Source organism: Neisseria perflava (assembly GCF_024170405.1).
Lineage (GTDB): Bacteria > Pseudomonadota > Gammaproteobacteria > Burkholderiales > Neisseriaceae > Neisseria > Neisseria perflava_B.
This window is the reverse complement of sequence record NZ_JALJYC010000027.1, coordinates 22,779-34,638: the sequence shown is the minus strand read 5'-3', so window position 1 is coordinate 34,638 and position 11,860 is coordinate 22,779. Positions and strand designations below refer to the sequence as shown.

Here is an 11,860-nt window from a genome sequence, read left to right as displayed (position 1 = left end):
CTACGAAACGGATATGGAGATCCAAGGGTGCATTCTGAGGCAGGCAGCCTGTTTGGTTGCTATGATATATTGATTTCAATATACAAGGGTGTGTGCGGTATGCATGTACCCTACGCATTTATTCAGGCTGCCAATTCCGAGCATTGTCCATATCGCGCATAATCTGCGCTTTCAGGGCTTCCAGACTGTCGAATTTTTCTTCGTCGCGCAGTTTGTGCAAAAAGCGCACGCTGAGGCGTTGGCCGTATAAATCGCCTTCAAAATCAAACAAATGAACTTCCAATTTTTGCGCACGGCGGCTGTTGCTGACAGTGGGGTTGAAACCGAAGCTAGCCGCGCCGCGCCGCGTGCCGAAGCTGCCCTCGGCTTCCACGACAAATACGCCGTTGAGGGCGTAATGGTAGGGCGGAAGCTGCACGTTGGCGGTGGGCGAATTGATGGTGCGGCCTAATTTTTTGCCGTGTTTGACCTTGCCGCTCAAGATATAGTCGTGGCCGGAGAGTTTGCGCGCGTAGTCCAAACGGCCGTCTGAAAGGGCTTGGCGCACGGCGGTGCTGCTGGTGCGGATGTCTTCCACAATCACTGACGGCGTGCGCTCGGTCTGCATATCGCTTTGGCGGCTCAACATGTCGAAATCGCCCTCGCGTCCGGCGCCGAAGCGGAAATCGTCGCCGATAAGCAGGTATTTGGTGTTCAAATCGCGGCGCAACAGCTTGTCGATAAATTCCTGCGCCGGAATGTCGGCAAATTCTTGCTTGAAGCGCAACACCCACACCGCATCCACGCAATCGGTTTGGCGCAGCAAATCCAGCTTGGTGCGCAGCGGGGTAATGCGGTAGGGCAGCGGTTTGGCGAGTTTGCGTGCGAAAAATTCCTTCGGCTGCGGCTCGAACACCACCGCCACCACGGGCAGATTCAGCGCGTCGGCTTTGCGCTTGAGCTGTTGCAGGATGTGTTTGTGACCGAGGTGCACGCCGTCGAAATTGCCGATGGTTACTGCGGCGCCCTGCGCAAATTGGGGTGCGTGGTGCTGACCGAGCCAGATGTTCATGGTAGTAAGTATGTGTGTGAAAATTGCAGACTATTGTAAACGCATTTGTGATTGGGATAAATACGTAATCGGGAATGGCGCGGTGTTTTGCCGCGAAATGCCGTTAAACGGATTGGGTAAGGGGCGTGAGGCCGTCTGAAAATTTTTCAGACGGCCTTAGGGTCTGTTGACAATTCATTCGCGAAGCAAGATTTGGTGTGGAAAAGCGCGGATGCAAGGCAAGTACTCACAGAGGGCGTTTTTACACGCTACGCTAGTAAAACCAGCCAGCGCAGCAAGGTTGGACACCTTGCGAGCATTTTTAACGCGGTAGGCACGTTTTTACGCACAAATATTGCCGCGTGATGAAATATCAACAGCCCCTAGAGTTTGCCAGACTAAAACGGCGCAACCTTTACCGCCTCCACGCGGTAGCCGACTTGCCGCAGGCGGCGGATAAGCCCTTGCCCGCCGAACAAATGCGCCGCACCGACGGCAATCAGGGTCGGGCGTTGCGGCAGGATGTCGATGAGGCGGGGCAGCCAGCGCTGGTTGCGTTCGGTCAGCAGCTTTTGGTACATCAACGTCTGCCACAAGGCGCGGTCTTGCGGCGGCAGGTATTGCAGCTGTTTGTCGGGGTTGCTGATGTCCGCCCATATTTTTTTCGCGCGTTGGTGGCGGTAGTCGTCAAACAGGGTTTGGCTGTCGTTTAAAAAATCCTGATGGTGTTGCGCAAAGCTGTCGAGCGCGCGCAAAACGGCGGCTTCGGGCAGGGCGTTGAAATAATACAGCGGCTCGACGCTTTCCAAGGCGATAACAGGTTTTTTTTGCTGTTTGGCCGTCTGAATCAGGAGGTTGTCTATGCCGAAGCGGTAGGAATAGCCATTAGGGTAAAACTGGCTTTCGATGTTCAGCCACAGCGCCCATGGTTTGAGCTTGAGCTCGGGATTGAGCGTGATGGCGTCGCCGCCTTGCTGCAATACTCCCTGCAAGGTGCGCAGGCGCGTTTCGCCCAAAGTCTGCGTGAGCGGACGGGTGTCGTACATCAATAACATCAGCTGCCGGGTTTGCGCATTCGTGAGCGCGTCGGCATCGGATTCGACCACCAGTTGCGCGGTTTGCCGGAGGACGCGGCGGTAGGCGGCGGGCAGGGCGGTATTGGTTTTACCCAAATGCACCGTTCCCAAGAGGTAGGAGTCGGGGCGGCCGCTTTTGTTGATTTTCCACAGGAAGGTATCGGCCTCGGGCGCGTCATCTTGGGCAAAGGAAAAGGCGGCGGAGAATAAGGTCAATATCAACAGCAACAGGTGGCGCATAGGGACTCCGTGGCAGTGGTCAAAAAGCAGAACAGGTAAAAGGCCGTCTGAAAACGATGTCGGCAACAGACGGTTTTCAGACGGCCTGAGGGCGGATGGGTTTACCACCACCAATACGGATGGCGGCGGAAGGGGTAGTAGTCGTCCCAATCATAATAGCGTTGGATTTGGCGCAGTTTTTGCTGGGAGATATAGTTTTGCCACGCCATTTTGTAGCAGGCTTGGAACATCGGGGCAGACACTTTATCGATGTATTTCAGGCGGAACGCCTGCTGTTCCGCGCTCAAAGGCGTAGCGGGCTGTTGGTTGGAGAGGGCGAACTGCTGCTGAATCAGCTTCGCGGTTTCTTGGTCGCACTGGGCGGCCAGTGCAACCTGCAATTCCTGCTCATGGCGCTTTTGCGCTTCGGCGCGGGCGGCTTTTTGTTCGGGTGTGGTGGCACAAGCGGCCAGCAGTAGCGCGGCGGTGGCGGTCAGGGTCAGACGTAGGCGGTTCATCGTGCGGCTCACAAATGAAATATTCAGGATTTGAATGTACGCCATATGCGTTTGCTTTTGCAAGGGAAAAATGGTTTTGTCACAAAATGCCGACAGCAGCGGGGGCGAATGCGCGTTTTCAGACGGCCTGAAATGACCGGCATGGCGTATCGGTTTTATAATAACGGTATGCCTGCCGTATGGCGTGAGGCCGTCTGAAAATCAAAATCCTCAAACCCGATATTCTATATGAACGAATCCAACCTGCCCCCGAAAACCCACAAAATCATCCCGCGCGGCAAACGGCGGCGGCAGCGTTCGCACACGCCTCCGTTTTGGCAGGCCGATCATCCCTATTTGCGCGAGCAGCAGATTTCGGACGCGCGTTTCCGCCGTTTGGGGTACATCATGGCATTTTTGGCAGGGGCGATTAATGCGGGCGGTTTCTTTGCCTTTGCCCGCTACACCTCGCATGTAACCGGCTCGATGTCGCAACTGGCCGACACGCTGTATCTGCGCGACTGGGGCATGGCGGCGGTAGCGTTTATCAGCGTGTTGTGTTTTATTGCCGGGGCGTCGCATTCGAGCTGGGTAATTTTTTGGACGCAGCAGAAGCGTTTTCGCGGCAGTTTCGGTTTTTCCATGTGGCTGGAAGCGCTGTATCTGCTGATATTCGGCTTGTTTGGCGTGACAGCGTTGAAATTGGACGTGGGTTTCGGCGGCATGGTCATGCCTTCGCTGGGGCTGTTTTTACTGTGTTTCATTATGGGCATGCACAATACCGTGATTACGCTGCTGTCGGGCGGCGCCATCCGCTCGACCCATATGACCGGCTCGGCCACGGATTTGGGCATTGAGTTGTCGAAAATCCTGTATTACGCCAAGCAGCAGCACCCGCGCCTGCCGCATGTGCGCGTCAACAAGCAGAAAATGCTGCTGCTGGGCGGGCTGATGTGCGCCTTTCTGGTCGGCGGACTCATCGGCGCTTGGGGTTATCAGACCGTCGGCCACCATTTTGCCCTGCCGGTGGCGCTGGTGTTGTTTGTCTTGGGGGCGGGTTCGGTTGGCTACGATGTGCGCCTGCGCTTGAAATTTATGCTGGTGCGCCAGCTCAAAGCCTATGAAAAGCGCAAACGCGGTCAGAAAAATATGTAAAGAAGGTAAAACGGCCGTCTGAAAAACGCGGGCTTTTCAGGTATGAACGGTCATCGCTGAGGGTAGAAGGGTTAGCCTTTGCGCAACTGTGTAATATCGGGTTAAACAAACTTTTAAGCGTTTGAAATGTCCGCTATCATGATTCCGTTTTAAGGCAAAAATGCCCTGTTATCCTATCTTTCAGACGGTCTTTGCTGTTTGGAAAAAATTTTAAAAAGGAAAATCCATGAATATCTTGAAACCCCTGACCTTTGCTGTATTGGCTGTACCTTTGGCACTGGCAGGCTGCGTGACCGACCCCGTTACCGGCCAGCAAAAAGCCAGCAAAGCCGCTACCTACGGCTTGGGCGGCGCAGCCGTCTGCGGCATTATCGGTGCCCTGACCCACAACAGCCGTGGCGCACGCAACTCTGCGCTGGCTTGCGGCGTTGTCGGCGCGGGTATCGGCGGTTACATGGACTACCAAGAGAAAAAACTGCGCCAAAGCCTGGCCAATACCAACATCGACGTGCAACGCGAAGGCAACCAAATCAAGCTGATTATGCCTGAAAACGTGACTTTCGCCACCAGCAGCGCCGCTTTGAGCGCCAACGCGCAAGACGCTTTGGCTAAAGCCGCTGAAACCCTGGTTCAATACTCGGACACCACCATCACCATCAACGGCCATACCGACAACACCGGTAACGATTCCATCAACGAGCCGCTGTCGCGCCAACGCGCCCAATCCGTGTCTTCTTACCTGCAATCACGCGGTGTGGCGGGCAGCCGCATGACCACCGCCGGTTACGGCTCGCGCCAACCAATTGCGTCTAACGCCACCGCCGAAGGCCGTCAGCAAAACCGCCGCGTTGAAATCCTGATTAATCCGGATCAACGCGCCATCGACGCTGCGCAACAGCAACAAGGCCAATACTAATCGCCGATATTAATCTGTCTGCGGTTTAAACCGCAGACGCGATAAGGCAAAGGCCGTCTGAAAACCGATTGGGATTTCAGACGGCCTTTGTTTTTTATAGTTGAATTACTTAAAAAAAACAAACCATCGATAAGGTGTAGGTTAGGTTGTAAACCCAACATTTCCCTAAACTTCCGTTGGGATTTCATCCCAACCTACGCAGTTTGGTTTTTTACTTATTACACTATAATTCAAAGCGCTATGCCGTCAAACGGTTTCCCTTTGCGCCAAAACGCCCATTTCGATTGTGGCGTGACCACCACTTCGCCGCCGTTTTCGCCATCAGTCGCAATCACCAATTCTTTCAGACGGCCTGCGCACACTTCTTGCCACAGCGGTGCAAACCAGCGCGTTTCCCAGCTTTCTAAAATTTCCTGATACGCCCACACATCGCCGGTTTGCGCGGTGGCGATTAAATCGTCTAAAAAAATCAGGCCGTCTGAAACTTTTTGCCCCTGTTCGGCCACTATCTCTTGCCAGGCCTGAAAATCGTAAGGCGCGTCTGCTTTCAGGCCGTCTGAAGATTGCGCCCACGGGCTGTCTGAGGCGGTCAGAATGGCGGTTTGGCTGCCGACCAAATCTGTCCACAGCCATAAGCCGTTGACGGCGGGTTGCTTGCAGGCGATGCGCTTGCCATTGAGCGGATGGCCGTGCAGCCACATTTGGATTTCCGTCTGCTTGCCCAGCCATATAAGCGCGTTCGCGCCTTCCGCCGCTTCGGGATTGCCGATTTGCCCGCAAACATCCAACACGGGCGCGACCTGCCAGTCGGGTTCGGACGGCAGCGTTGCCAGCCATAAATCAGGGCGCCAAGGATAAAACCGCCAGCTGTCTTGCGCGTAAAACGCGCTTAAATCGGCGCACAGCCGCTCGGCTTCGTCGGGCAGAATACCGATGTGCTCCCCGCCGATCATGCTGACATGGTTCATGCCCATCTGCTGCCACAGCGGGCTGGCAAACACGGCAATCTGGTGTTCGGGCAGATTTAACGCACGCTTGGCTTGCGCCAGCAAACTGCCGCGCCACAGGTAACGCGCATAAAATTCAGAAGGCCTTTGCGCGTGACGTTGTAAACGGCCGTAGCGCAAGATTTGGTTAAATGCAGGCAGCTTGAGCGGCGGCGGGGTTTCGTCCGGACGGCGCAACAGGGCGGGCAGGGCAAGGGTTAGCTTCATTAGGGGTAAAATTCGGGGAAAAGGTTATTTTACGCGAGAATACGCAGGGATAAAAAGGGCTGGCAGTTGGCATGCCCCAGCATTTTTCAGACGGCTTGAAAGCGGAAAATATGCCGTCATATTTATCAATCCGAGCGTAAATTTCTTAAAAAAATGGTGTGAATCAAAGGAATATCTAAGATAATAAGAGATTATGAATGGTTGTTTATCTTATCGGTTGTGACGATAGGCCGTCTGAATGCGGCGGATAAGATAAACAGTTAGTAATAACAGCGCGTTTTATGCGCGTGCGCGGCGTTGCCCGGCAATGCCGTCTGAAAAGGATAACTGAGTGAATAAACCGAGCCAAACTTCTTTTCTCAACCGTTTTTGGAACAACAAGCCCATGCGTTGGTCGTTGTTGGGCATTCTGCTGCCCGTCTCTGGCGTGATGACCGCTTATGCCGTGACCGAACCCATGCCGACCAACCAAGGCTTCAAAGTAGAGCGCGTATCGGAAGAATTGCCGGCGGTGCACATCGACAACAGCGGTTTCCAATCGAGCTATTGGGTGCAGGAAGTGGTGCAGCAGGGCGATTCGCTGTCGGACGTATTGACCCGCATGGGCGTGCCGCAGACCGACATCAAGCAGATTATGGCGAAAAACAACGCCGAGCGCGACATGAAAAACCTGCGTACCAACCAATCGGTCAATGTCCGCGTGGACGCTTCTGGCGAAGTGACCGACGTGCAGTTTTTTACCGATGAAGAGCTGGAACGCAACTTGGTGGCGCTGGAAAAAGTCAAAGGCAAATGGCAGGCTTCCACTTCCGAAATCGACATGCAAACCATGCCGACGCTGCGTTCCGTCAAAATCCGCAGCTCCGCCATCGGCGATATGTTGCGCGCCGAAATTCCGTCGGAAGTGTATATCCAGCTGAAAGAAATTTTTGCCGACAGCTTCGATACGCAGGATTTGAAAGAGGGCGACACCATTCGCCTGCTGTATAACAGCATGTATTTCCGAGGCCAGCCGATGGCGGTGGGCGACATTATCGCCGCCGAAGTGGTTAAGGGCGGCAAAATCTATCAGGCCTACTATTACAGCGCAGGCAAGGGCGACGAAGAGAACGGCAGCTACTACGACCAAAACGGCAAATCTTTGCAGCAAAAAGAAGGCTTTAACTACGAGCCGGTGGTTTATACCCGCATTTCTTCCCCGTTCGGCTACCGCGTGCACCCCGTGTTGCATACCGTGCGCATGCACACCGGTATCGACTACGCCGCTCCGAGCGGTACGCCGATTCGCGCCCCGGCCGACGGCGTGATTACTTTTAAAGGCTGGAAAGGCGGCTACGGCCATGCCGTGATGATTACCCATGCCAACGGCGTGGAAACGCTTTACGGCCATATGAGCGCATTCTCAACCGCTTCGGGTAAAGTGCAGGCGGGCGAAGTGATTGGCTATGTCGGCTCTACCGGCCGCTCCACCGGCTCACACCTGCACTACGAAGCGCGTGTCAACGGCCAGCCGGTCAACCCGACCACCGTGGCGCTGCCGACGCCGAAACTGACCACCATCAACATGACCGCTTTCCGCCAGCAGCAGAAAGCCGCCAATGCAACGCTGGCTGCCGTGCGCGGTTTGCCGGTATCCGTGGCGCAGTTGGATTGATGTTTAACATTCAGGCCGTCTGAAAAGGCAAAACAACTACTTTTTCAGACGGCCTGAAACGGAATTTGCCCGGCAAACCTGCGGGCGGATGAAAAATCCGTTATAATTAACGTTTCGATTTTCCGCAGTCAAAAGCGTTTCGCGGAAACAACATTCAGGCGGTTTGTTGCCGTAAAATGCCGTTTTTTCAGAAATGTACTTGAAATGACACCGCATTTTATGGTATAAATCGCGTTTTACTATTTTAGAAGTTTGGAGACTAACCATGGCACGAGTTTGCAAAGTGACCGGTAAGCGCCCGATGTCTGGCAACAATGTATCACACGCCAACAACAAAACCAAACGTCGTTTTTTGCCTAACTTGCAATCACGTCGTTTCTGGGTAGAAAGTGAAAACCGCTGGGTTCGCCTGCGCGTATCTAACGCCGCATTGCGCACCATTGACAAAGTAGGCATTGATGTCGTATTGGCTGATTTGCGTGCTCGCGGCGAAGCTTAATTTAACGAACGCTTATATTAAGGATTACTGCAATGCGCGATAAAATCAAATTGGAATCAAGTGCCGGTACCGGTCACTTTTACACCACCACTAAAAACAAACGTACTATGCCCGGCAAACTGGAAATCAAAAAATTCGATCCGGTTGCCCGCAAACACGTTATTTACAAAGAAACCAAATTGAAATAATTTGAATTTTTTTGAAAAAATGCAAAAGCCTCTGTGGATACAGGGGCTTTTATTTTTATGCCGATTTTTAAGGAAATAACGGTGTGAGATAGACAAAGGCCGTCTGAAAGTGAAATTTCAGACGGCCTTTGCTGTAAGCGCAACTTCTTAACCTGTTAACTGCTTAGTAATCAGTTTTTTCAACGGCGGGAAGTTGTTGCTGGCGCGCAATACCAGGCCGCGCAACAGTTTGGCCGGGGCGGTTTCATTGGTAAACAGTTTCAGCAGCATATTGGTACCGTGGTAAATCGGATGGGCGTGCAGCATATGCTTGCTGTTGTATTTTTCTAAGAGCGAAGCGGCACCGATGTCTTGGCCGCGCTGTTCGGCTTCGATAACCAGTTTGGCTAAGGTATCTGCGCTGGCCAAGCCTAAATTGAAGCCGTGGGCAGTTACGGGGTGCATGCCGACGGCAGCGTCGCCGATAAGAGCGCTGCGTTTGCCGTAGAAGCGTTGGGCAATCATGCCGACCAAGGGGTAGTTGTGGAAGGTGCTGACGACTTCCATATCTCCCAAGCGGCCTTTCAGTTGCGCTTTAACGGTAGCGGCCAATTCTTCATTGCTGAGGGCTTTAATGCTTTCGGCTTTGTCGGTATCGACGGTAATGACCGTATTGGTGAGGTATTCTTCTAGTGGCAGCAGGGCAATGGTGCGGCCGTAGTGGAAGCATTCGTAGGCGGTATGCTGGTTGGACAGGGTGTGTTTCATGCGGCCGACAAACATGGTGCGGCTGTAATCGTGCATATCGCAGGAAATACCGAGTTGGCGGCGGGTTTGCGAGAAACGGCTGTCGGCAGCCAAAAGCAAGCGGCCGGTCAGAACATCACCGTTTTCCAAAATGACTTGCGCTTCGTTGTCGTCGGTTTTGACTTCTTTAACGGATGTGTTGGCTAAAATAGTCACATTCTCTAATTTGGAGACCACTTCATATGCGGCCTTGCGGATGTTGTGATTGGAGATTAGATAGCCCAAACAGTCGGCCGGCTCGCCACGCGCCTGGGTGGGTTGCGGAAAGTGGAGTTGGTAATCGGATTGGCCGTTTAATACTTTGGCGTCGCGCAGCGGGTAGATTTCGTTTTGCGGAATTTTTTCCCACATGCCCAAACGCTGCATGATTTCGCGGGACAAATGAGTCAGGGCGATTTCGCGGCCGTCATAAGGCGGGTTTTGCAACACTTCCAGCGGGCTGCGTTCGATAAGGGTAACGGTTAGACCGCTGCCGGCCAATTCTGCGGCAAAGCTCAAACCGGCGGGGCCTGCGCCGACGACGAGAATATCGCTGTGTAAACTCATGGGATTGTCCTTTGGTAAAATCGGTGGATATTGAGGTATTCAGACGGCCTAGTGTACTGTGTTTTGTGTGTGATGAGGCCGTCTGAAAAGGTTGATAGATTATAGCAAAATCCTTGATAGAATTATGCAAAGATTAGCAAGGGATACGGCTTTTTACTTTGGGCTTAATATAGGTCAAACCCCTTACTGGCAACCGTGGTTGGGGAAAAATAAGATAGAAAAAGAAATAGGGATTTATCGGATAAAGAAAAAGCTGCGTTTCCTAAGAAACGCAGCTTTTTGATAAGCCTAAACTTATTCTTCGCCGGTGTACGGGCGGATGCTGACGGTTTTGCGGTTCAAAGCGCCTTTGGTTTTGAACTCTACGTAACCGTCTACTTTAGCAAACAGAGTGTGGTCTTTGCCCATGCCTACGTTGTCGCCGGCGTGGAATTTGGTGCCGCGTTGACGAACGATGATGGAACCTGCCGGAATCAGCTCGTTGCCGTAGGCTTTAACGCCCAGGCGTTTGGCTTCTGAATCGCGACCGTTGCGGGTGCTACCGCCTGCTTTTTTACTTGCCATTTGTAATACTCCTAAACTTGCTTAAAATTAGGCGATTGCCACGATTTCAATTTGGGTGAAATTTTGGCGGTGGCCTTGGCGTTTTTGGTAGTGTTTGCGACGGCGCATTTTGAAAATGCGGACTTTTTCGCCACGACCATGAGCAACCACTTTAGCTGTTACTTTTGCGCCTTCGATAAAAGGTGCGCCTACTTTTACAGATTCGCCGTCAGCAATCATCAAAACTTCAGTCAGTTCGATTTGGCTGTCGAGTTCGGCTGGTATCTGTTCTACTTTCAATTTTTCGCCAACGGTAACTTTGTATTGTTTACCGCCGGTTTTTACGACCGCGTACATACTCAACTCCATGAGAATTTGGTTAAATCAACCGCACACCATTGTGCGGAATCGGCTATTCTATGGGTATTTGTCTGTTTTGTCAAAGATTATTTCCGTTGCGCGGCGCAATGCCGTCTGAAAGGTGCAAGCAGACGGCCTTTGCTGCTATAATCGCCTGCCGTAGAGGATATTTTTACCACACATTTTTTCAAGAATCCCGCCATGCTCGAAAACCTGCCTTATTTCCAACGCCATTTGCCCGACGATTTGGCTAAAGTCAATGTGGTGATTAACCAGGCCGTCCAATCGGATGTCGCCCTGATCTCCCAAATCGGCACCTACATCATCAGCGCGGGCGGCAAGCGTTTGCGCCCGATTATCACGATTTTGGCCGGTAAAGTAGTGGGTTATGATGACGATAAATTGTATTCGCTGGCGGCGATGGTGGAGTTTATCCACACTTCCACTCTGCTGCACGACGATGTCGTGGATGAAAGCGATTTGCGTCGCGGCCGTAAAACGGCGAACAATCTGTTTGGCAATGCGGCGGCGGTGTTGGTGGGCGACTTTTTATATACCCGCGCATTTCAATTAATGGTCGGCTCGGGCAGCATGAAGATTTTGGAAGTGATGGCGGACGCCACCAATATCATTGCCGAAGGCGAGGTCATGCAGCTGATGAATATCGGCAATACCGATATTACCGAGGCGGAATATGTGCAGGTAATCCAATATAAAACCGCCAAGCTGTTTGAAGCGGCGGCGCAGGTCGGTGCCATTTTGGGCGGTGCCACGCCCGAGCAGGAGCAGGCGCTGAAAGACTACGGCATGTATGTCGGCACGGCGTTCCAAATCATTGACGACGTGTTGGATTATTCCGGCGATACCGATGAAATCGGCAAGAATGTCGGCGATGATTTGGCCGAAGGCAAGCCGACCCTGCCGCTGATTTACCTCATGCGCAATGGCAGCGAGCAGGCGGCCAACGATGTGCGCCATGCTTTGGAAAATGCCGACCGCAGCTATTTTGACAAAATCCATGATTATGTTGTCCGTTCCGACGCATTGCCGTATTCCGTCAGCGAAGCGCGTAAAGCGGTGGATAAAGCCATCGAGTGTTTGAATGTGCTGCCGGACAACGAAATTACCCAAGCCATGCGCCAGCTGGCGCAGGAATCTTTGGCGCGGGTATCTTAAG

Annotated in this window: 13 protein-coding genes; 6 read left to right on the top strand and 7 right to left on the bottom strand. The window is 52.8% G+C overall.

Annotated features, from left to right (window positions below; translation table 11 throughout):
• Positions 1-118 precede the first annotated feature (118 nt).
• The 3 genes from ribF to J2T37_RS09830 form a co-directional block, all read right to left on the bottom strand.
• Entirely contained in the window at positions 119-1,051 is a 933-nt protein-coding gene (gene ribF / locus J2T37_RS09840; protein WP_253355471.1) for a bifunctional riboflavin kinase/FAD synthetase, read from the bottom strand.
• 377 nt (positions 1,052-1,428) lie between these two features.
• On the bottom strand, positions 1,429-2,346 hold the full coding sequence (locus tag J2T37_RS09835; RefSeq protein WP_253355469.1) for a TraB/GumN family protein: 918 nt from the start codon (positions 2,344-2,346) through the stop codon (positions 1,429-1,431).
• 101 nt (positions 2,347-2,447) lie between these two features.
• A complete protein-coding gene (locus J2T37_RS09830) occupies positions 2,448-2,843 on the bottom strand; it encodes a hypothetical protein (protein WP_253355477.1) in 396 nt (131 codons plus the stop codon).
• A 228-nt stretch (positions 2,844-3,071) separates the two neighbouring features.
• On the opposite strand from J2T37_RS09830, the gene J2T37_RS09825 reads away from it, so the two are divergent.
• Together J2T37_RS09825 and J2T37_RS09820 are read left to right on the top strand one after the other, a co-directional pair.
• Positions 3,072-3,977, top strand: coding sequence for a YoaK family protein (locus tag J2T37_RS09825; RefSeq protein ID WP_253355467.1), 906 nt, complete (start codon positions 3,072-3,074; stop codon positions 3,975-3,977).
• Positions 3,978-4,203: 226 nt separating this feature from the next.
• Positions 4,204-4,893: an OmpA family protein gene (locus J2T37_RS09820; protein ID WP_253355465.1), complete on the top strand. Its 690-nt coding sequence runs from the start codon at positions 4,204-4,206 to the stop codon at positions 4,891-4,893.
• A 230-nt stretch (positions 4,894-5,123) separates the two neighbouring features.
• On the opposite strand, the gene J2T37_RS09815 is transcribed toward J2T37_RS09820, so the two are convergent.
• On the bottom strand, positions 5,124-6,107 hold the full coding sequence (locus J2T37_RS09815) for a hypothetical protein (protein WP_253355463.1): 984 nt from the start codon (positions 6,105-6,107) through the stop codon (positions 5,124-5,126).
• Between the two features lie 385 nt (positions 6,108-6,492).
• Between J2T37_RS09815 and J2T37_RS09810 the strand changes: the two genes are divergently transcribed.
• The 3 genes from J2T37_RS09810 to rpmG all read left to right on the top strand — a co-directional run bounded on the left by J2T37_RS09810 (position 6,493) and on the right by rpmG (position 8,448).
• On the top strand, positions 6,493-7,761 hold the full coding sequence (locus J2T37_RS09810; RefSeq protein WP_253355475.1) for a M23 family metallopeptidase: 1,269 nt from the start codon (positions 6,493-6,495) through the stop codon (positions 7,759-7,761).
• A 265-nt stretch (positions 7,762-8,026) separates the two neighbouring features.
• The gene (gene rpmB, locus J2T37_RS09805) at positions 8,027-8,260 is read left to right on the top strand and encodes a 50S ribosomal protein L28 (RefSeq protein WP_002216391.1); all 234 of its coding nucleotides are present in this window, start codon (positions 8,027-8,029) and stop codon (positions 8,258-8,260) included.
• A 32-nt stretch (positions 8,261-8,292) separates the two neighbouring features.
• Positions 8,293-8,448, top strand: a complete 156-nt coding sequence (gene rpmG / locus J2T37_RS09800) for a 50S ribosomal protein L33 (protein WP_003684373.1) — start codon at positions 8,293-8,295, stop codon at positions 8,446-8,448.
• 147 nt (positions 8,449-8,595) lie between these two features.
• Here rpmG and ubiM read toward each other — a convergent pair whose 3' ends face one another.
• From ubiM to rplU, 3 genes are all read right to left on the bottom strand, one after another.
• Positions 8,596-9,780 (bottom strand): 5-demethoxyubiquinol-8 5-hydroxylase UbiM, encoded by a 1,185-nt coding sequence (ubiM, locus tag J2T37_RS09795; RefSeq protein ID WP_253355461.1) that lies wholly within the window; start codon positions 9,778-9,780, stop codon positions 8,596-8,598.
• A gap of 294 nt (positions 9,781-10,074) precedes the next feature.
• Positions 10,075-10,344 (bottom strand): 50S ribosomal protein L27, encoded by a 270-nt coding sequence (rpmA, locus tag J2T37_RS09790; RefSeq protein ID WP_066080875.1) that lies wholly within the window; start codon positions 10,342-10,344, stop codon positions 10,075-10,077.
• A 27-nt stretch (positions 10,345-10,371) separates the two neighbouring features.
• On the bottom strand, positions 10,372-10,680 hold the full coding sequence (rplU, locus tag J2T37_RS09785) for a 50S ribosomal protein L21 (RefSeq protein WP_115225383.1): 309 nt from the start codon (positions 10,678-10,680) through the stop codon (positions 10,372-10,374).
• Positions 10,681-10,884: 204 nt separating this feature from the next.
• Here rplU and ispB point away from each other — a divergent pair, with 204 nt between their 5' ends.
• Entirely contained in the window at positions 10,885-11,859 is a 975-nt protein-coding gene (gene ispB, locus J2T37_RS09780; protein WP_253355459.1) for an octaprenyl diphosphate synthase, read from the top strand.
• Position 11,860: the final 1 nt, after the last annotated feature.

Bases quoted from the DNA above. Each gene is read 5' to 3' on its own strand.
- rpmA (WP_066080875.1), bottom strand. From the start codon at position 10,344: ATGGCAAGTAAAAAAGCAGGCGGTAGCACCCGCAACGGTCGCGATTCA.
- J2T37_RS09835 (WP_253355469.1), bottom strand. From the start codon at position 2,346: ATGCGCCACCTGTTGCTGTTGATATTGACCTTATTCTCCGCCGCCTTT.
- J2T37_RS09820 (WP_253355465.1), top strand. From the start codon at position 4,204: ATGAATATCTTGAAACCCCTGACCTTTGCTGTATTGGCTGTACCTTTG.
- J2T37_RS09825 (WP_253355467.1), top strand. From the start codon at position 3,072: ATGAACGAATCCAACCTGCCCCCGAAAACCCACAAAATCATCCCGCGC.
- ispB (WP_253355459.1), top strand. From the start codon at position 10,885: ATGCTCGAAAACCTGCCTTATTTCCAACGCCATTTGCCCGACGATTTG.
- ribF (WP_253355471.1), bottom strand. From the start codon at position 1,051: ATGAACATCTGGCTCGGTCAGCACCACGCACCCCAATTTGCGCAGGGC.
- rpmB (WP_002216391.1), top strand. From the start codon at position 8,027: ATGGCACGAGTTTGCAAAGTGACCGGTAAGCGCCCGATGTCTGGCAAC.
- J2T37_RS09815 (WP_253355463.1), bottom strand. From the start codon at position 6,107: ATGAAGCTAACCCTTGCCCTGCCCGCCCTGTTGCGCCGTCCGGACGAA.
- rpmG (WP_003684373.1), top strand. From the start codon at position 8,293: ATGCGCGATAAAATCAAATTGGAATCAAGTGCCGGTACCGGTCACTTT.
- ubiM (WP_253355461.1), bottom strand. From the start codon at position 9,780: ATGAGTTTACACAGCGATATTCTCGTCGTCGGCGCAGGCCCCGCCGGT.
- J2T37_RS09810 (WP_253355475.1), top strand. From the start codon at position 6,493: ATGCGTTGGTCGTTGTTGGGCATTCTGCTGCCCGTCTCTGGCGTGATG.
- rplU (WP_115225383.1), bottom strand. From the start codon at position 10,680: ATGTACGCGGTCGTAAAAACCGGCGGTAAACAATACAAAGTTACCGTT.
- J2T37_RS09830 (WP_253355477.1), bottom strand. From the start codon at position 2,843: ATGAACCGCCTACGTCTGACCCTGACCGCCACCGCCGCGCTACTGCTG.